Genomic DNA, 17,431 nt, shown 5'->3' on the forward strand with positions numbered 1-17,431 from the left:
CGGGCGGTCGGCGGTTGCGACAGACCGTTAGTTGCGTTGCATCGGTTGTGTTTTCTTGGTTGCGTAGTGTCTCAGCGCATGCGCGTGCGCCTACCCGGGCCGGCGCCCGTCGTAAGCCGCTTCGAGCAGCGCACGCAAAGGCGCGCGCTCGAGCGGACGGGGGTTCCAGTACGGGTTCTGCAACGCGAGGTCGAGCACCGTGTCGATATCCGTATCCCGCATCCCGAGGTCCTTCAGCGCGAGCGGCGCACCGCTCGACTGCGCGAGATCGAACACGCCCTGCGCCGCATCGTCGGCGCCGAGCGCGGCCGCGATGCGCCGCATCGCGTCGGGCGCCGCGTCGCGGTTGTACGCGAGCGCATGCGGCAGCACGATCGTGTGCGTCTCCGCATGCGGCAGGTTCAGCGTGCCGCCGAGCGTGTGGCACAGCTTGTGGTGCAGCGCCATTCCGACACTGCCAAGCACCGTGCCGCACAGCCACGCGCCGTACAGCGCATCCGAGCGCGCGTCGAGGTCGCGTGCATCGGCGACGATGCGCGGCAGGCCGGCGGCCACTGCTCGGATGCCCTCCTGCGCCATCAGGCTCACGATCGGGTTCGCGTCCTGCGCATACAGCCCTTCCGCCGCATGCGCGATCGCGTTGATCCCGCTCGTCACCGACATCGGCACCGGCAGCGACAGCGTCAGCTCCGGGTCGTAGATCACCGTCTTCGGCAGCACGCGCGGGTCGCGGCCGGTCTTCTTCACGCCCGCTTCGGTCAGCCCGTAGATCGGCGTCATCTCCGAGCCCGCGTAGGTGGTCGGCACCGCGACGATCGGCAGACCCGAATCGAGCGCGATCGCCTTGCCGAGCCCCGTCGTCGAGCCGCCGCCGATCGCGATCGCGCAATCCGCGCCGACCTGCGCCGCATACTCGCGCGCCGCCCGCGCGGTCTCGATCGGCACATGCATCACGGCTTCCGAGAACACGCCGGCCGCGCGCTCGCCGAGCCGCTGCGCGAGCGCCTCGGCCTCCGCGCGCTGCGGCGGCGTGGACAGCACGATCGCGCGCGTCGCGCCGAGCCGCTCGATTTCCTGCGGCAGCTGCGCGAGGCTGCCGGCACCGAAGATGACCCGCGACGGCAGGCCGTTGTAGATGAACGATTGCATCGCCGTGTGCTCCATCAATGGACTCAACGCGGATAGTACGGCGGGATCTGCGCGTCGACGTTCACCCACACCGATTTCGCCTGCGTGTACTCGCGCATCACGTCGAAGCCCATCTCGCGGCCGTAGCCGCTCGCGCCGACGCCGCCGAACGGCGACGCCGGGCTCACGCGCTTGTAGCAGTTGATCCACACCATCCCGCTCTTCAGGTTGCGCGCGAACAGGTGCGCGCGCTGCAGGTCGCGGGTCCACAAGCCTGCGCCGAGACCGTACTCGGTGCCGTTCGCGATCGCGAGCGCTTCGTCGTCGGTGCGGAACGTCGTGACCGTCACGAACGGCCCGAACACCTCCTCCTGCGCGACGCGGTCGGTCGGCTTCGCGGCGACGATCGTCGGCTCGACGTAGCAGCCGTTCGCGAGCGCGGCCGCGTCGGGTGCCTTGCCGCCGGAGAGCACGCGGCCGCCCTCGCCGCGCGCGACGTCGACATATGCGAGCACGCGGTCGCGATGCTGGCGCGACGTCAGCGGGCCCATTTCGGTGGCCGGATCGAGCGGATCGCCGAGCCTGATCGAACGCGCGAGCGCGGTGAATTTCTCCAGCAGCTCGTCGGCGACCGATTCGTGCACGATCAGCCGCGACGCGGCGATACACGCCTGCCCCTGGTTGTGGAAGATGCCGAACGCGGAGCCCTGCACGACCGCGTCGATATTCGCGTCGCCGAACACGACGTTCGCGCCCTTGCCGCCGAGCTCGAGCTGCACCTTCTTCAGGTTGCCGCTCGACGCCTGCACGATCTTGCGACCCACCGCCGTCGAACCCGTGAACGCGACCTTGCCGACGCCCGGGTGCTCGGCAATGTATTGGCCGGCGACCTGACCGAACCCCGGCAGCACGTTGACGGTGCCGTCCGGAAAGCCGACCTCGGCCATCAGCTCCGCGATCGCGAGGCTCGACAGCGGCGTCAGCTCGGCCGGCTTCATCACGACGCAGTTGCCGGCCGCGAGCGCGGGCGCCATCTTCCAGCTCGTGAACATCAGCGGGAAATTCCACGGCACGACCTGGCCGACGACGCCGACCGGTTCGCGCAGCAGGTAGTTCAGGAAGCCCTGCTCGACCGGAATCACCGAGCCTTCGAACTTGTCGGCCATCCCGCCGAAATAGCGGAACGTCGCCGCCGTGCGCGGCACGTCGAGATTGCGCGTGTCGCGGATCGGGTGGCCCGTGTCGAGCGATTCAAGCCGTGCGAGCCGGTCGGCATTCGCGTCGATCGCATCGGCGAGCTTGAGCAGCAGCCGGCCGCGCTCCATCGCCGCGAGCCGGCTCCACGCGGGAAACGCGGCCTGCGCGGCGTCGACCGCGCGATCGACGTCGGTGTGGCCCGCCATCGCGACGTTGGCGATCACCGAGTTGTCGTGCGGGTTCAGCGTCGGCAGCGTCTCGCCGCTCGCAGCGGGCACGAAACGGCCATTGATGAAGAGTTCGGTTTGCATGTCAGTCCTGCATTCGAGCGGTGCTGGCGCACATTCGCAGGCAACACTTCGCCTGCGGTGCCGGCGGTCCGGCACCGTGCGCTGCAACACCAGGGGTTCAGTCGTCCGGTGAGCGCGGCGCGATGCGCCGCACACGTCACATCTGGACGGGGTAAGGCGGCAGCTCGCCGCTCTCGTAGCGTTTCGGCAGGTCGGGCGTCGCGTTCTCCCACACCAGCAGCATCGAGCGCTTCTGCGAGTAGCCCTTGTGGCGGATGTCGGCCGGCATCGCGGCGATGTCGCCCGCGTTCATCGTGATCCGCGCGCGCGGCTCGCCGGTGTCCTTGTCCGCGACGTCCCAGATGATCTGGTCGGACAGCTGCAGGAACCATTCGACGCGGTCGTTGCCATGGAACACCGGCAGCACGAATTCCTCGGTGGTCGGGCAGAACAGGCTCTGCTTGCACACCGACGTCACCGACGGGTTCCACGTGACGTCCGAGCGCGACAGGTACTTGAACAGGTTGAACGCATGCAGCTCGTGCTCGAAGCCGGGCGCCGCGTGCACTTCCGGCTCGTCCTGCTCGACGTCGACGAACTGGCGGTTCACCGGCAGGTCGTCGCGCAGCGGCGAGTCGCCTTCGAGGCCCGGCATCCGCTTCGTCGCGATGCGCGTGCGCTCGATCGCGCCGACGTTGTCGCCATGCTTCGGGCCGAACGCGGAGCCGGTTTCCTCGGGTGCTGCGAACGGATCGAAGCCTTCGTTGACCCAGTCCTTCAGGATCGCCTTGAAGGTCGCCATGATCAGCGGCGTGTCGAACTGTTCGCTGTAGTCGGCGCCCGCTTCGCGAAAGCTCGCGTTGTACGCGCCCGCATACATGTCGACGCGGCCGTAATGGTTGCGCGTGCCGATCACGTCGTCGAAGTTCACCCAACCGTAGAAGAAGCCCCACGCGACGTCGCGCATCATCGCGCGCAGGAAGTCGTCGGCATGCATCTGGTGCGAACGCTGCTGGCCTTTCGACGGCCACTTGACGGTGACGAAGTACGCATCGCGGGTGAACTCGAAATCGCCGAGACGGAACGTGCGATAGCCGGTGACCGAATCCGGGTCGGTCGCGGTGACGTGTTGCTGGTGCGGTGCGGATTGCATGACGGGCTCCTGTCGAAATCGTTGGGCGGCGGCGGAAACGGCGTGCCGCATGTCAATGGATGCAGATGTCGGCCCACTTCTCGACCGAGCACGAACCGAGGATCGTCTGCTGCAGCAGCACGCCGGGCTTCGTGGCCTCGAAGCGGTACGCGGCGCCCGCCGGCAGCAGCACCTGGTGGCCGCGGCGCAGCCGCACGTAGCCCATGCTGACGCCCTGCGGTTCTGCGTCGAGCCGCACGGTGCCCTCGATGTCCGGCTGCACCGGCGCGGCCGCAGGCTTGATGAAGTGCACGGTGATCTCGCCATCGAGCGCGATCGCGAACTCGTCGTGCGACGCGGCAAACCACGGCGACGCGCCCTCCGCGCGCAGCGTTTCGATCACGTACTTGAGGTTCTTGCCGACGACGACCTTCTCGTACGGCGCCGAGCGGCTCGCCACCTCGAACACGTTCGACATCGCGTAGTGTTCGGGCCGGCCGCTGATGATTTCGATGGAGCCCTTCCGGTAATCGTCGAGGCTGCCGAGTCGCGTGAGCTGCATTGCTGTCTCCATGTCCGTTGAACGTTGGTGTCCGTTGGCATGAAGATTAGGCGGAGGCAGCCGGTCGCGGCAATGGTCCGAGGTTCGGGTTTCGCGAACGTCGCGTGCGCCGATAGGCGGCTAGGGAAACTACTTAAACTCAGAGGAATGGCGCGCGGGTGCCCGCTCGCACCGCGCTGCCGCCGCCCGCGCTACGCGAGTTCGTCGTCGACGCTGCCCGGCTCGTCCTCGCCCGTTGCGATGCCGAGCGCCTTGTCCCACTGCGGTTCGCGCGCATAGCGCGTGCGCAGGAAATCGACGAACACCTTGACTTTCGTCGTCGACCGATGCGAGGCCGGGTACACGGCCGACAGCCACAGCGGCGGCGCCGCATAGTCGGGCAGCACGCGCGTGAGCCGCTGTTCGAGCAGGTCGGGCGCGGCAACCATCGTCGGCAGGTACGCGATGCCAGCGCCCGCGCGCGCGAACTCGAGCAGCAGATGCACGCTGTTGGTCTTCAGCACCGGCGACAGCGCGATCTCGAAACACTCGTTGCCGCGCATCAGCGGCCAGCGGTCACCCCACGGGTAGTACGAATAGCACGCGAAATCGTGGCGCAGCAGGTCGAGCGGGGTTTCGACGGGCGGCTCCTCCTTCAGGTAGTCGGGCGCCGCGCACAACGTGCCGCGCACCGGAAACAGCCGCCGCTCGATCAGCAGGTTGGACGCTGCAGGGTAGATCTGCAGCGCAAGATCGAAGCCCTCCTGCACCGGATCGATCACGCGGTCGTTCACCGTCACGACGAACTCGATGCGCGGATACGCTTCGCGGAAATCGGTCAGCACGCGCGAGAAATGGCCGAGCGCGAAGCCCGGCAGCACGTGCACGTGCAGCGTGCCCGCAAGCGCCTGCGGGTCGTTCGACGAGCGCGCCGACAGTTCGTGCACCTTGTTCACGAGCTCGCTGCACTCGCGGTAATACGATTCGCCGAGCTCCGACAGGCGCACCGCCCGCGTCGATCGATGGAACAGCGGCACACCGAAATGTTCCTCGAGCTGCTTGACGCGCGCGGTGACGACCGATTTCGCGACGCCGAGCTGGCGCGCGGCGCTGGCGAAGCTTTGCGCTTCGGCCGCGCGAACGAAGGCTTCCATCGACTGGAACAGATCCACAGCGTCTCCTGTTTTTGCGGCACCGCGTCGAGGCGGACCGGTTAACGGCGAGTGTAGTGGAGTTCGATGGATGCGTGGGACCGCGGCCCCGACGGCGCCGGCGGCCTTGCGGCGACGCGGAACGCCGGAGGCATGGATCATGCTTGGGCTGCCGGACGATGTCGACAACGCTTGCGGGACGATGCGCGACATCGACGCGCTACCGTCGATTGGCGCCCCTTTTGACACGGTCGCTCAAACCGCCACCGCGCCGCCGCCGCCGATACCTTGCGCTATGCTCGCCGCGATCAACTGCTCGTACACGTCGTACTGCCCGGCAGGAAGTACCGGCCTCAACGTCTGCCAACGCTTCTCCGCACCGAACAGGCGCTCCACGCACCAGCCCACCAGATACGTCGCGGCCAGACAGCCGCCGGCCGTTGCGACATTTCCGTGGCTGACAAACGGCCTGTCGTCGGGTTCGACGCCGGCGGCGCGCAACGCGGTGCGCGCTTCCGGATGCGTCGTGGCCCGTCGCTCGGGCAGCAAGCCGAGCGCGTCGAGAATGAACGCGCCGGCGCAAATCGAACCGATCAGCTGACGGCTCGGATCCAGCCGAAACGCACCAAGAAACGCATCGTCCGCGATCGCGGCCGGCACGCCCTCCTTGCCGCTCGAGAACAGCACGACGTCCGCGCGATTGGCGTCGGCAAGCGGCCCGTGCGTGTCGACGCGCAAGCCGTGCGCCGATACGAGTTCGTGCTTCATGCCGAGGATCCGGACGTTCCAGTCGTGCCGGTTGCGGCCGAGGATGTCCCACATCAGGAACAGGTCGATGTCGGTGAAATGGTCAAACGCGACAAGCGCGATGGTCTTCATGGGGCGGCTCCATTTGTGATCGCCGGTGGCCGGCGAACGGGGGGAAGTTCAAAGGAAACCGCAGTCTAGAGACGCAGGCGATACCATACACATCCTGTACGTTATCGGGATGAAGCCCATGTTGACACGTGACGACTGGATTGCCGCCGGATTCGATGCGCTGGATCGCGACGGATATGCAGCGGTGTCTGCAGAGAAGCTGGCGCGACGGCTGAACGTGACGCGCGGATCGTTCTATCATCACTTCCGCAGTCGGGCCGACTACGTCCGCGCGATGCTCGCGCAATGGGAATTCGACTATACGGCGCGGATGCTCGCATACGCAGCGCAAGGCGCCGGGCTGGAAGACGTGCTCGCGCGCTACATGACGATCGCCGCGGAAAAGCGGCCCGAACGGGAAGTCGCGATCCGCGCGTGGGCGCGCCGCGATCCGCTGGTGGCCGAATTCCAGCGCCGCGTCGACGACACCCGGCTGTCGTTTGCGATGTCGGTTTGCCGCGCGAGAATCAACGATCCGGTGAAGGCCGCGCTGGTCGGCCGGCTCGCGCACCTGTGCCTGATCGGCGGCCAACAGTCCGGCGACCGGCATCAGCCGGCCGGTTTTGCGCATCTCGTTCGGGACGCACTGACGCTGTTGCATGCGGGCGCCGCGGATTCGACTCCCGTGCGATGATCGTGCGACGCGCGGAACCGGCTGCCATCGCGATCTGGTGATCGTCAAAACCGGCGCTGCCGCACCCACTCGGCAAGCTCACCAAGGTCGCGCCTGACTGCCGCCTTTTCACGCGATGTCGACCCGTAAACGCACTCGGCACGCGAGATGCGTGCCGAGTGCCGAGATTCATGGGCCAGCGCCATCAGTCATCGTGACGGTGATGGCGGTGCTTCCGGTGACGCGAGTCGCGATCGTAGCCATCATTGCGCGAGTTGCGCTGCAGGTTGCCGCCGAGCGCTGCGCCTGCACCGCCACCGACTGCCGCTCCGAGAACGCCGCCCGTGCGGCCACCCATCGCATTGCCCGCCGCAGTGCCCGCGCCACCACCGAGCGCGCCGCCAATGATTGCGCCGGTGCGCTCGTGACGGTTCGCCGTCACTGCACCGCCAGCGCCGCCACCGATTGCGCCGCCGATGACCGAGCCAGTGTTGCCACCCACCGCGCCGCCAACCGCCGCGCCAGCCGCGCCGCCGAGCGCGCCGCCAAGCGCATTGTTCAAGTCGCTAGCTGCCGCCGGCAGCGTGGTCGCGCCGGCCAGCGCGGCGATGACGATTGTAGGAGCGATCTTCTTCCACATACCCGTATTGTTCCTTGTTCTCAAACCGATTCGATGCTCTCGCTTCGCTATCACCCGCTGAACTGGCCGCCGTCGGCCGCATTCGTTTCAACGAGCTTGCGGCAAAGCATAGCATCGGCATAAACGTTGCCTCATCCATTCTGGTAACAGATTGTGCATGTGACACGGTCCGACCACGCTTCGTCGTGCCCATGGTTTCAGTTGCGTCGCACGGACCGGTAGCCGAGAATGCCGTGTCAGAGCGGGCGGTCATCAAAACCGCCGCTGCCGCACCCACTCTGCAAGCTCGCCAAGGTCGCGCCTGACCGCCGCCTTGCCGGCGCTCGACCACGCATCGAACGACGTCGCGCCGCTCACCGCGCCGACGAAATGCGTGCCGGCGCGCTCGGCAGCCTGCGCATCGACCGCATGATCGCCGACGTAAAGCGCCGCGGACGGCGGGATCTCGAGGCGCGCCAGCGCGAGCGCGAGCCCTTCCGGATCCGGCTTGTGGCATTGCACGTCCTCGCCGCCGACGATCACGTCGATCCGTTCCCGCAACCCGGCCACGTCGAGGATCGCCTCGATCCGGTAACGAAACTTGGTCGACACGATCGCGACGGCCGTCTCCAGTTCATGCAGCCGCGCGAGCAGTCGCGGGACCTCCGGATAGATCGTCGTCGACGCAACCATCACGACATCGGCCCGCGCCACGAAGCCGCGGGCGAACGCGTCGGCCTGTTCCGCGCTGTCGTCGCCGGTCAGCGTACGGAACATCGCCTGCAGCGGCAGGCCGATCACCGCGTGAATCTGCTCGCTCGCCGCGGCGTCGTAGCCGAGTTCACGCAACGCGTGCTGCGTGCAGTCGATGATGCCTGCGGACGAATCCGCCAAGGTCAGGTCGAAATCGAAAATGACTGCGCGGATTTGCATTCAAGGGCCCTTGATGATTTACGTTGCCGGGCCGGGCGCATCGCGCGTCCTCGGGCTCCGGTGCGTCTTTGCGGTTGAAGCATACGCGGAATCGGCCGTTCGGGCCTCGCGATCCGGTCCGGCGCAAAAAAACTTCAAAATTCGCGAAGAATTTCCTGAAATTTTTCGGTTGAAACGGCCGCTATGATCGACCGAAGGATACATCGCGCGAGACACAGCACGCCTCGCAGATACGGTTGGGAGATGGGTCGCGATGGGGAAGTGGGAAACAGGAACACACGTGGCGAGATCAATCGCGAGCAGCGTTTCGATTGCGCTCGCTTTGCTTGCGCTCAGCCCCGAAAGCTTTGCGCAGAAGTGCGACGGCATCGATACCACACTGACGGATGCCAGGCGCGCCGAATATGCGACGCTGGTCTCCAAGGTCTTCGGAACCCGGGTGCGAACTCAGCAGGTCGAGGTCTTGCGGTTTTTTGGCGCCGGCAACTGGAGCGCAGTAGAGGCGGCGACACCCGTCGCGGATATCGGCGTGTTCTTCTTCAACGAATCGCAAGGCCGAAAACACTTCGAAGATGTATGGGGCGGGGATGCGGAAGAAGCCGAGGTGCCCATGATCGTCAAGTGGGCAAGAAAAATCGGCGCGCCCGCTCAGCTGGCGCAATGTTTCGCGTGGTCGCAGGCCAGACGTACCGATTGAACAGGCAACCGGTAGGCGTGACGCAACGCGGACGGCCGAAAGTCAACGATCAAACGTCCATTCGACGCGACTTGCACCGATTCCACCCACCGGCCGGGCGAGTTTCAATTTCTTCGCGAAAAATCGTGGAAAATTTTCGCCACGGCTTTCCCTATGCTCATGCGTGAGCCAGTGACACGTCGTGCCGGCGATTCCCGCTTGCACGAACCCTTCGGACCCACAACAATGAAAAACATCGCCCTATTCCTGCTTGCCGCTTCATCGTTCCTCGCGACATCGGCCATCGCCAGGGACTTCTCGATCAGAAACGACCCGGGCGCCAGGCACAACTTCGTGGTGTCGTGTCGCGACGGGTCAGGAAAATCCGGCTCGAACAAGATCGTCTTGCAACCGGGTGAACGGATGGACATCGGGGACCCCGCCTGCAGCACGTACACGGTGTCGATGTCCACCGCAAATGGAACGAGAAGCGGGCGCGTGATCACCTACACGCTCGATGCCGACCACGCGTACTACATATACTGGAACGGTCAGTACTGGGATATTGCTGAGGATAACTGACACAAAATTGTTTCAGTGTGCGCCGCATACGCCCTTCATCGGCTCGTGGCCGTACCGGTCGGCGAATTGAGGTTCGACAGGCGTAGCTGCCGGGGCGTCACGCCATATTGCCGTTTGATCAGCGTCGTCAGGTAGCTCTGGCTGCCGAATCCACAGTCGAGCGCAATCGACAGGATGCTGGCCGACGTCTGACACAGCAGCCAACGCGCGCGTTCGAGACGCCGCTCGATCACATACTGCATCGGCGTGCGCGAGAACTGCTCCTTGAACGCGGCGATCGTCGCGTGCTCGCCGAGCCCGACGTACCGTGCGAGATCCGCGAGGCTGATCGGCTTACCCATCGATTCGTCGATGAAGCGGTTGATCGACGTATCGCACAGCGCGTCCGCGAGTTCGCGGACGTCCTGGCTCGCGTCGTGCGCATTCGGGTTGCGCCGGTACGTTGCGCTCGGCGCCTCACCGAAGCGCTGACGGTACGTGTAAACGAAGCGATTCGACAGCGCGAAACCGTACGCGCGCAGTGTGCCGACAAAGCTCCGGCCGTCGCCCGTCGCAAGCGCGAGATGGACGCCGCGAAGACGCGCTTCGACGAACACGTGCTCCGAATGCTTGCCGGTCAGCCGGCGGATCGCGTTCTCGAGCGCGCCGGTCGCACAACCGAGCGCGTGCGCGACCGTGCCAAGCGTCTTCCAGCGCATCGGGTCGGTGTCGATCATCGCGATCGCGGCGCGCGCGACATACTCCGGCGCATAGTGGTCGTTCGCGATCAGCGCGCTGTAGTTGCTGCCGTGGCCGGTCACGACGAATTTCATCATGTGCTCGTACAATGCCCGCGCGGCCACGTCGGGGAGCGGCGACATCAGCATCATCCGGCGCAGGCAGTCCGCGGCAGCGTTCCACTGCACGGCCACGTCGGCCGCGAGCGGTTTCAGGTCGAACCGGATCGGATCCACGAGCGGCCGTCCGATCCACTGCGCAACGAACGCGTTCAGATCGCCCGCGTCAAGGATCACCGACAGATGGCCGAAACCCTCGGGTTTCGTCATGCACATCGAATTGCCGGTCGACGAAATCGGCATCACGTCGCCTGTCGTGCATTGCGCGACCGTATTCGCGGTCGAGTATGTCGAGCCGCCGCGATTGCACGACAGGAACAGATAGTTGGGGCGCGGCTGTTCAGAATGAAAATGGAACGGCATTTCGTAATCGACATCGTAAATGCCGATCCCGCTCCATTCCTGGCCGCCCATATTCACGTTCCGGTTCGCCGCGTGCTGCGCACGAAAACGGTTGTCCGCGTAAATCTTCTCGATGAAATCGGAAACTTCGTCCGGATCGCTACTGTGAAAGCGATGCGTTCTTACTGGCGATTCGCTTATGGTAGTCATTCGACAGGCGGCCCTCGGTTTAATTTTATTCGTCTGCGAAACATGCGAATCCCGGAACGGGACGATTTCGCGCGAGCCAATGATATGCCGATAACCGGCTGCGCGGGAAGGTGCCGTAACGCATACGGGATATACAGGATGCGGCAATGCGACTATTCGACCGGCATGGACGTGCCACTCGCGCGTCGTCCCGCCCTGACGCTTCACTGCGGTTGCAGCATCCCCTTGATGATCCGTCGAAGCATCGGCTCATGCGTTTTCGCATTGAAGCCCGGATCGAACACCACGCGCCCGACGGCCCCCTCCCCGAGCGCAATCAGCCAGGTCGCGACGAGATCCGGCTTCAGCGTCCGGTCGATGCGCCGTTGCGCGATGCCGCGCTTGATCAGCGCGATCATCCGCCCCTTCACCTGCCCTTCGTTTTCGGCGAACAGTGCCGCGACATCGGGATTGCGCGTCGCCTCGGCCGCGATCTCGATGCCGATGCGCGCATAGACGGGATCGCTCGCGAGCGTCATCAGCTCGAGCGCGATCTCCTCGATCGCGGTCACGGCATCCTCGGTGTCCGACCATTTCGCGAACAGTTCGGCCATCGCGCGCTGATCCTCCCGCGCGATCGCCTCGATCATCGACGCCTTGGTCGGAAAGTAATGGAACAGGTTGCCGGGGCTCATGCCCGCAGCCGCGCAGATGGCTGCCGTCGACGTCCCATGAAAGCCGGTGCGCGTAAAGCATTCGATCGCGGCGTCCAGAATCTGACGCCGCTTCGCTTCCACTTTCTCCGGATCGACCTTTCTCAATGTGAACTCCGTGCTGGACGTTGATTCGAATCTTTAATAGACTGACTACTCGATCAATTATTAAACAGCGGCCGACACGCGTCAAGCCGGCCTTCCGAGGAAGAACACGAACATGACCGTCATCGGTACAAGGAAACGATGCCGCCTTTGCGGCCTCTGGATTCTCAATGTCGCCATGCTGGCTGCTGCGGGCGAGCTGCCCGACCTGTCGAATCCGGTTGGAGCCTTCGCGTGAAACGCATCGTCCGCATCTCCGTCGCCGCCGTGCTGACGGCGCTGCTCGCGCTCGGCGCGTTCGCGCTGCGCGGTCTGTCCGATTTCGAGCTGAAGGACGCGCACGTGACGACGCTGACGTTTCGCTCCGGCACCGCCGACGTCGTCGGCACGCTGGTGCTGCCGGCACGCGAGCCCGATGCGCCGATCGCGCTGCTCATCCACGGCGACGGGCCACGTGACCGGTTTTCCGAAGACGCATACCTGCCGCTGATCAACAGCCTGCTCGATGCGGGCATCGGCGTCTTCACGTGGGACAAGCCGGGCATCGGCCAGAGCCGCGGCGACTGGCTCGCGCAATCGATGCACGATCGCGCGGTCGAGGCGATCGCCGCGATGTCGCGCGTGCGCGCCGCCGTCGGCCCCACGCGCCGGATCGGCCTGCTCGGCTTCTCGCAGGGCGGCTGGGTGATCCCGCGCGTCGCGAACGAGGTGCGGCCCGCGTTTTCGGTAATCGTCGGCGGCGCCGTGAACTGGCGCACGCAGGGCGTTTACCTGACCCGGCAGCGCCTGGAAGCGCAGCGCGTCGCGCCTGAGCGGATCGACGCGCAGATCGCGGCCGAACTGAAAGCGAACGATACGATTTTCGGCCGCGCGGATCGGCCGGCCGATCCGCGCGATCGCCCCGACATCGAGCCGCGCCGCTTCGGCTTCGTCGCGCGCAATTACGCGGAAGACGCGTCACGCGCACTCGCGTCGATGCAGGGCCCCGTGCTCGCCGTGTGGGGCGCGTGGGATCGCAACGTCGATCCCGTCGACGACGCGAACGCATACAGCCGCGCGTTCGCACAGCGCGACGGCCGGCACATCGTGATCGTGCGCGACGCAACCCACGCACTGCTGCGCGAGCGCTGGTTCGACTACCAGCTCGAATCGGAATGGCCGGCATGGAAGAAGTACCTGTTCATCTGTCTCGGGCGTCACGCGTACGAACCGGGCGCGCTCGACCTGATCGCCAACTGGATCAGGTCGCATTGAGCATACGGCTTCGTTCGGCTTCGTCCGCTCGCACCGCGGCCAACCTCACTGAAAACAAAGCCCGTCTGCGGTAACCTGCTTTCCTCCGGCGTATCACCGCACGTTGCAGCGCGCCGGCGGCCTTTCCCACTCGCGGCCCGGCAGGCATGCCGGGGACACGTCAAGGAGATGCACTGATGTTCTCGTGGTTCGAACGGCACCTGCCGACCTTTCCACTCGATGATCCCGCCACGCCACCGAAGGGGTTCTTCTCGTTCATCTGGGCGTGCACGCAAGGCGCGCGCCGCTGGGTGCTGCTGATCGCGCTGACGTCGGCCGCGCTCGCCGCCTACGAGGCAGCGCTGTTCGCGATGATGGGGCACGTCGTCGACTGGCTGCAGTCGGGATCGCCAGCCGATTTCGGCGCCCGCCATCTCGGCACGCTGCTCGCGTACGCGGGCATCCTCGCCGGCAGCGGGCTGCTGATCAGCGTGCACACGATGATGAAGCACCAGGCGCTCGCGATCAATTTCCCGATGCGGCTGCGCTGGCTGTTTCACCGGCTGATGCTCGACCAGAGCATGTCGTTCTACGCGAACGAGTTCGCGGGCCGCGTGACCACCAAGATCATGCAAACCGCGCTGGCGGTGCGCGACGCGCTGTTCATGACGGTGGACGTGCTCGTCGGCGTGGTCGCCTACCTGATCGGCATCCTGCTGCTCGCGGCAAGCTTCGAATGGCGGCTGATGATTCCGTTCGCCGTATGGGCGATCGGCTATGCCGCCGCCTGCTGGTATTTCGTGCCGCGCCTCGGCGCGGTCGGCAGTGAACAGGCCGATGCGCGCGCGCTGATGACAGGCCGGATCACCGACGCGTATTCCAACATCGCGACCGTGAAGCTGTTCGCGCACACGCGGCGCGAGGCCGACCACGCGCGGCGTGCGATGGAGGCATTCAAGGCGACCGGCTATGCGCAGATGCGACTCGTCAGCGCGTTCGAGATCGTCAATCACCTGATGACGACCGCGCTGCTGATCGGCGCGACCGGGCTCGCGCTGTACCTGTGGATGCACGGCGAAGCGAGCGCCGGCGTGGTCGCGGCCGTGACCGCGATGGCGCTGCGGCTGTCCAGTTATTCGCAATGGGTGATGTGGGAGGTAACCGGGTTGTTCGAGAACCTCGGCACGATCCAGGACGGCATTCATACGTTGACCAAAGTACGCAGCGTCGTCGATGCGCGCGACGCGCAGCCGCTCGCAGTGCGCCGCGGCGAGATCCTGTTCGACAACGTGCGCTTCTCGCATGAGGAGAACGCGAAGCCGGTGTTCGACGGCCTGAACCTCGTGATCCGGCCCGGCGAGCGCATCGGCCTGATCGGCCGTTCCGGCGCGGGCAAGTCGACGCTCGTCAACCTGCTGCTGCGCTTCTACGACGTCGGCGGCGGCCACATCCGCATCGACGGGCAGGACATCGCACATGTCACGCAGGACAGCTTGCGCGGCGCGATCGGCATGGTCACGCAGGACACGTCGTTGCTGCATCGCACGATGCGCGAGAACATCCTGTACGGGCGGCCCGACGCGAGCGAAGCGGAACTGCACGACGCAGCGGCGCGGGCCGAGGCCGCGGATTTCATCGAACGCCTGAGCGACCGTCACGGGCGCAACGGCTACGACGTCGAGGTCGGCGAGCGCGGCGTGAAGCTGTCGGGCGGCCAGCGCCAGCGCGTCGCGATCGCGCGCGTGATGCTGAAGGACGCGCCGATCCTCGTGCTCGACGAGGCGACGAGCGCGCTCGACTCCGAGGTCGAAGCCGCGATCCAGCACAGCCTCGGCACGCTGATGGGCGGCAAGACGGTGATCGCGATCGCGCACCGGCTGTCGACGATCGCCGCGATGGACCGGCTGATCGTGCTCGACGAAGGCCGGATCGTCGAGGAAGGCACGCACCAGCAGCTGCTGCAGGCGGGTGGCATTTATGCGGCGCTGTGGGCACATCAGAGCGGCGGGTTTCTCGGGGAAACCGCAGAAGCGATACGTGGGTAGGAATGCACGGCAGACCGCAATAGGCTGACATTGTTCGGGAATGGCGCATACTGCCCCCGATCAAGTCTCAAGCCGGGCAAGCGCTGTTGGCGTGGTACGCACAAGCGTCGAAGGCGACGTGGAAAACACCATGACATCAAGGATCAGTACGCGTTTGCGAGTTTCGTGTGCCGAAACAGAGTGGTGTTCAACATCAAGGGCAATGCCTTCCGATTGATCGTCGCCGTCGCGTACCAAACCAGCGTAGTCTACGTGAAGTTCGTTGGAACACATGCCGAATACAACAAGGTAGACGCAGCAACTGTGGAAATGGAGTCACGAAATGAACATTCACCCGATCCGAACCGAGTCAGACTACAAGGCCACGCTGAAGGTGGTGTCTGCGCTCGTCGATGCAGATCCTGCGCCAGGCACGCCCGAAGGCGATCAACTGGACATTCTGTCGATCCTGATCGAGCGCTACGAGGCCGATCATTTCCCACTGCGTGCGCCGAGCCCAATCGAGGCGATCAAGTTTCGGATGGAACAGGCCGGCCTGTCGGTCCCCGACATGCAGCCTTACATCGGAAACAGCAAGCGCGTGTACGAGGTTCTGAATGGCCGCCGTGCGTTGAGCCTGACGATGATCCGCCGGCTGCATACCGGGCTGCATATTCCGGCTGATGTGTTGATTGGTACCGCATAACCCGAACCATGCGGCCGGATACTGACATATGGCTGCCGAGAATCGATCCGTGCGAGACCGGTTGTCTGAGTCCGGATGGGACCACACTACAGGGCTCGGCTGATCGAGTTGCCCGAAGCTGAGTGGCCCTTAGCGCCCATGACCTGAAGATGCGCAAGGCAGAGCTTGACAAGTTTATCAAGCTCCTAAACGGCTAGACGTTTGAAATAGTCGCCACGCGTGGCCGGCACGGCCACGCTGCACAGCACCCCACTCGATCACCCCGAGACTTGGCATGCACCCGACTCCCGGGTTCCCGCCCTTGACCCGCGACCGTAGCCGACAGCGGGCAGGCATCAAGGGGCGAGGGACCGAGTTGCCCGCACCCCTCCCTCGCCTTTTTCCTTGACGCCTGCCCGCTGTCGGCTCCTTGAGTCGCACGGGCGGTAACCCGGGAGCCTGGCGGTAGCAAAGCCAACCCCGAGTTCCACCGGGAGATGTCCAGCCGCAACGGCAAGGCGCCTCCCCTCGCCCGGTTCAGGTCCTCAACCTTGACTGTGGAGACTGTCATGCGACTCGCTTCCTCCTTTCATTACAGCGCCCCGATGCTGCGCGCTGACTCGCCCCTGTCGGACGAACAGATTCACCGCGTTGCCCCCTCCATCTTCGCGGACTGCAAGCACGAAAGCCGCTCGGAGCGCTACACCTACATTCCGACCATCGATGTGCTGCGCGGCCTGCGCAAGGAAGGCTTCCAGCCGTTCATGGTCTGTCAGACCCGCGTGCGCGATTCCGGCAAGCGCGAATTCACCAAGCATATGCTCCGGCTTCGGCATGCCGACCAGATCACAGGCGACGAAGCCGACGAAATCGTGCTGCTGAACTCGCACGATGGCACGAGCAGTTATCAGATGCTCGCGGGCACATTCCGGTTTGTCTGCCAGAACGGCATGGTCGCGGGCGAGAACATCGCCGATATCCGCTTGCCGCACAAGGGCAACATCGTCCAGAACGTGATCGACGGCGCGTTCGACGTGCTCGACGGCTTCGACCTGATCCGCGAGCAGAAGGACGGCATGCGCACCGTCACGCTCCAGCACGACGAACAGCAGGCATTCGCGCGCTCCGCGCTCGCGCTGCGCTACGACCCGACCGATGCCGAAGCCCCCGCGCCCATCACGGGGACCCAGTTGCTGGCCCCACGTCGCTTCGAGGATCGCCGCGATGACCTCTGGACCGTCTTTAATCGCGTACAGGAAAACCTCACCAAGGGCGGCCTGCACGGACGCGCGCGCTCGGGCCGCGCGATGTCCACGCGTCCGATCACCGGCATCGACCAGAACGTGAAGCTTAACCGCACCCTGTGGATGCTCGCGGACGCGATGCGCCAGATGAAGGCGTAACGCCCCGGGGGCGGCGCAGCGACGCCGCCCCGGCACTCGGCTATGCGCCACGACGCCTGTCGGGTCACGTCCCGGCGCATGTCTACCGCACCGGCCAGGCATTTTCTTTCCAACTTTCTGG

The 17,431-nt window shown here is 65.3% G+C and carries 18 protein-coding genes and 1 pseudogene; 9 read left to right on the forward strand and 10 right to left on the reverse strand.

All coding sequences use genetic code 11. The features are described from left to right. Window positions 1-90: 90 nt before the first annotated feature. From G3N94_RS03355 to G3N94_RS03380, 6 genes are all read right to left on the reverse strand, one after another. On the reverse strand, window positions 91-1,149 hold the full coding sequence (locus G3N94_RS03355) for a maleylacetate reductase (RefSeq protein WP_205790673.1): 1,059 nt from the start codon (window positions 1,147-1,149) through the stop codon (window positions 91-93). Between the two features lie 23 nt (window positions 1,150-1,172). Further along, window positions 1,173-2,636, reverse strand: coding sequence for an aldehyde dehydrogenase family protein (locus tag G3N94_RS03360; RefSeq protein ID WP_205790674.1), 1,464 nt, complete (start codon window positions 2,634-2,636; stop codon window positions 1,173-1,175). Window positions 2,637-2,772: 136 nt separating this feature from the next. Next, window positions 2,773-3,768, reverse strand: coding sequence for a hydroxyquinol 1,2-dioxygenase (locus G3N94_RS03365; RefSeq protein WP_205790675.1), 996 nt, complete (start codon window positions 3,766-3,768; stop codon window positions 2,773-2,775). A 52-nt stretch (window positions 3,769-3,820) separates the two neighbouring features. Further along, entirely contained in the window at window positions 3,821-4,309 is a 489-nt protein-coding gene (locus tag G3N94_RS03370) for a hydroxyquinol 1,2-dioxygenase (RefSeq protein ID WP_205790676.1), read from the reverse strand. 191 nt (window positions 4,310-4,500) lie between these two features. Beyond that, complete coding sequence (locus G3N94_RS03375; RefSeq protein WP_205790677.1) at window positions 4,501-5,460, reverse strand: LysR family transcriptional regulator; 960 nt, start codon at window positions 5,458-5,460, stop codon at window positions 4,501-4,503. 234 nt (window positions 5,461-5,694) lie between these two features. Then, window positions 5,695-6,318, reverse strand: coding sequence for a DJ-1/PfpI family protein (locus G3N94_RS03380; protein ID WP_205790678.1), 624 nt, complete (start codon window positions 6,316-6,318; stop codon window positions 5,695-5,697). A 118-nt stretch (window positions 6,319-6,436) separates the two neighbouring features. Between G3N94_RS03380 and G3N94_RS03385 the strand changes: the two genes are divergently transcribed. After that, window positions 6,437-6,991, forward strand: a complete 555-nt coding sequence (locus tag G3N94_RS03385) for a TetR/AcrR family transcriptional regulator (protein ID WP_205790745.1) — start codon at window positions 6,437-6,439, stop codon at window positions 6,989-6,991. Window positions 6,992-7,175: 184 nt separating this feature from the next. Here the strand turns inward: G3N94_RS03385 and G3N94_RS03390 are convergent, their stop codons facing one another. Together G3N94_RS03390 and G3N94_RS03395 are read right to left on the reverse strand one after the other, a co-directional pair. After that, window positions 7,176-7,610, reverse strand: coding sequence for a hypothetical protein (locus tag G3N94_RS03390; protein WP_205790679.1), 435 nt, complete (start codon window positions 7,608-7,610; stop codon window positions 7,176-7,178). A 252-nt stretch (window positions 7,611-7,862) separates the two neighbouring features. Then, the gene (locus G3N94_RS03395; RefSeq protein ID WP_205790680.1) at window positions 7,863-8,522 is read right to left on the reverse strand and encodes an HAD-IA family hydrolase; all 660 of its coding nucleotides are present in this window, start codon (window positions 8,520-8,522) and stop codon (window positions 7,863-7,865) included. 253 nt (window positions 8,523-8,775) lie between these two features. Between G3N94_RS03395 and G3N94_RS03400 the strand changes: the two genes are divergently transcribed. Together G3N94_RS03400 and G3N94_RS03405 are read left to right on the forward strand one after the other, a co-directional pair. Beyond that, window positions 8,776-9,219, forward strand: coding sequence for a hypothetical protein (locus tag G3N94_RS03400; RefSeq protein ID WP_205790681.1), 444 nt, complete (start codon window positions 8,776-8,778; stop codon window positions 9,217-9,219). Window positions 9,220-9,444: 225 nt separating this feature from the next. Then, window positions 9,445-9,780: a hypothetical protein gene (locus tag G3N94_RS03405; protein WP_205790682.1), complete on the forward strand. Its 336-nt coding sequence runs from the start codon at window positions 9,445-9,447 to the stop codon at window positions 9,778-9,780. Window positions 9,781-9,815: 35 nt separating this feature from the next. On the opposite strand, the gene G3N94_RS03410 is transcribed toward G3N94_RS03405, so the two are convergent. Then, window positions 9,816-11,168 (reverse strand): helix-turn-helix domain-containing protein, encoded by a 1,353-nt coding sequence (locus G3N94_RS03410; protein ID WP_205790683.1) that lies wholly within the window; start codon window positions 11,166-11,168, stop codon window positions 9,816-9,818. A 203-nt stretch (window positions 11,169-11,371) separates the two neighbouring features. Then, window positions 11,372-11,968: a TetR/AcrR family transcriptional regulator gene (locus G3N94_RS03415; RefSeq protein WP_205790684.1), complete on the reverse strand. Its 597-nt coding sequence runs from the start codon at window positions 11,966-11,968 to the stop codon at window positions 11,372-11,374. A 112-nt stretch (window positions 11,969-12,080) separates the two neighbouring features. On the opposite strand from G3N94_RS03415, the gene G3N94_RS42895 reads away from it, so the two are divergent. From G3N94_RS42895 to G3N94_RS03435, 6 genes and pseudogenes are all read left to right on the forward strand, one after another. Then, the gene (locus tag G3N94_RS42895; protein WP_277398500.1) at window positions 12,081-12,203 is read left to right on the forward strand and encodes a hypothetical protein; all 123 of its coding nucleotides are present in this window, start codon (window positions 12,081-12,083) and stop codon (window positions 12,201-12,203) included. Beyond that, entirely contained in the window at window positions 12,200-13,219 is a 1,020-nt protein-coding gene (locus G3N94_RS03420; RefSeq protein WP_205790685.1) for an alpha/beta hydrolase, read from the forward strand. The genes G3N94_RS42895 and G3N94_RS03420 overlap by 4 nt, the downstream gene beginning before the upstream one ends. A gap of 176 nt (window positions 13,220-13,395) precedes the next feature. Beyond that, window positions 13,396-15,243: an ABC transporter ATP-binding protein gene (locus G3N94_RS03425; RefSeq protein WP_205790686.1), complete on the forward strand. Its 1,848-nt coding sequence runs from the start codon at window positions 13,396-13,398 to the stop codon at window positions 15,241-15,243. A 29-nt stretch (window positions 15,244-15,272) separates the two neighbouring features. Next, a pseudogene (locus tag G3N94_RS42155) lies at window positions 15,273-15,558 on the forward strand (type II toxin-antitoxin system HigB family toxin); the annotation flags it as partial. 7 nt (window positions 15,559-15,565) lie between these two features. After that, window positions 15,566-15,928, forward strand: a complete 363-nt coding sequence (locus G3N94_RS42160; RefSeq protein WP_241021547.1) for a transcriptional regulator — start codon at window positions 15,566-15,568, stop codon at window positions 15,926-15,928. Window positions 15,929-16,476: 548 nt separating this feature from the next. Beyond that, window positions 16,477-17,310 carry a DUF932 domain-containing protein gene (locus G3N94_RS03435; RefSeq protein ID WP_205790746.1) on the forward strand — a complete coding sequence of 278 codons (834 nt, stop codon included), beginning with the start codon at window positions 16,477-16,479 and terminating at the stop codon, window positions 17,308-17,310. The last annotated feature ends 121 nt before the right edge of the window (window positions 17,311-17,431 follow it).

It is taken from the genome of Burkholderia sp. Ac-20353 (assembly GCF_017104785.1).
Lineage (GTDB): Bacteria > Pseudomonadota > Gammaproteobacteria > Burkholderiales > Burkholderiaceae > Burkholderia.

Excerpts from the sequence above, each read along its gene's own strand:
- G3N94_RS03395 (WP_205790680.1), bottom strand. The coding sequence starts at position 8,522 with ATGCAAATCCGCGCAGTCATTTTCGATTTCGACCTGACCTTGGCGGAT.
- G3N94_RS03360 (WP_205790674.1), bottom strand. The coding sequence starts at position 2,636 with ATGCAAACCGAACTCTTCATCAATGGCCGTTTCGTGCCCGCTGCGAGC.
- G3N94_RS03435 (WP_205790746.1), top strand. The coding sequence starts at position 16,477 with ATGCGACTCGCTTCCTCCTTTCATTACAGCGCCCCGATGCTGCGCGCT.
- G3N94_RS03370 (WP_205790676.1), bottom strand. The coding sequence starts at position 4,309 with ATGCAGCTCACGCGACTCGGCAGCCTCGACGATTACCGGAAGGGCTCC.
- G3N94_RS03390 (WP_205790679.1), bottom strand. The coding sequence starts at position 7,610 with ATGTGGAAGAAGATCGCTCCTACAATCGTCATCGCCGCGCTGGCCGGC.
- G3N94_RS42895 (WP_277398500.1), top strand. The coding sequence starts at position 12,081 with ATGACCGTCATCGGTACAAGGAAACGATGCCGCCTTTGCGGCCTCTGG.
- G3N94_RS03385 (WP_205790745.1), top strand. The coding sequence starts at position 6,437 with ATGTTGACACGTGACGACTGGATTGCCGCCGGATTCGATGCGCTGGAT.
- G3N94_RS03425 (WP_205790686.1), top strand. The coding sequence starts at position 13,396 with ATGTTCTCGTGGTTCGAACGGCACCTGCCGACCTTTCCACTCGATGAT.
- G3N94_RS03410 (WP_205790683.1), bottom strand. The coding sequence starts at position 11,168 with ATGACTACCATAAGCGAATCGCCAGTAAGAACGCATCGCTTTCACAGT.
- G3N94_RS03405 (WP_205790682.1), top strand. The coding sequence starts at position 9,445 with ATGAAAAACATCGCCCTATTCCTGCTTGCCGCTTCATCGTTCCTCGCG.
- G3N94_RS03365 (WP_205790675.1), bottom strand. The coding sequence starts at position 3,768 with ATGCAATCCGCACCGCACCAGCAACACGTCACCGCGACCGACCCGGAT.
- G3N94_RS03355 (WP_205790673.1), bottom strand. The coding sequence starts at position 1,149 with ATGCAATCGTTCATCTACAACGGCCTGCCGTCGCGGGTCATCTTCGGT.
- G3N94_RS03400 (WP_205790681.1), top strand. The coding sequence starts at position 8,776 with ATGGGGAAGTGGGAAACAGGAACACACGTGGCGAGATCAATCGCGAGC.
- G3N94_RS03380 (WP_205790678.1), bottom strand. The coding sequence starts at position 6,318 with ATGAAGACCATCGCGCTTGTCGCGTTTGACCATTTCACCGACATCGAC.
- G3N94_RS42160 (WP_241021547.1), top strand. The coding sequence starts at position 15,566 with ATGAACATTCACCCGATCCGAACCGAGTCAGACTACAAGGCCACGCTG.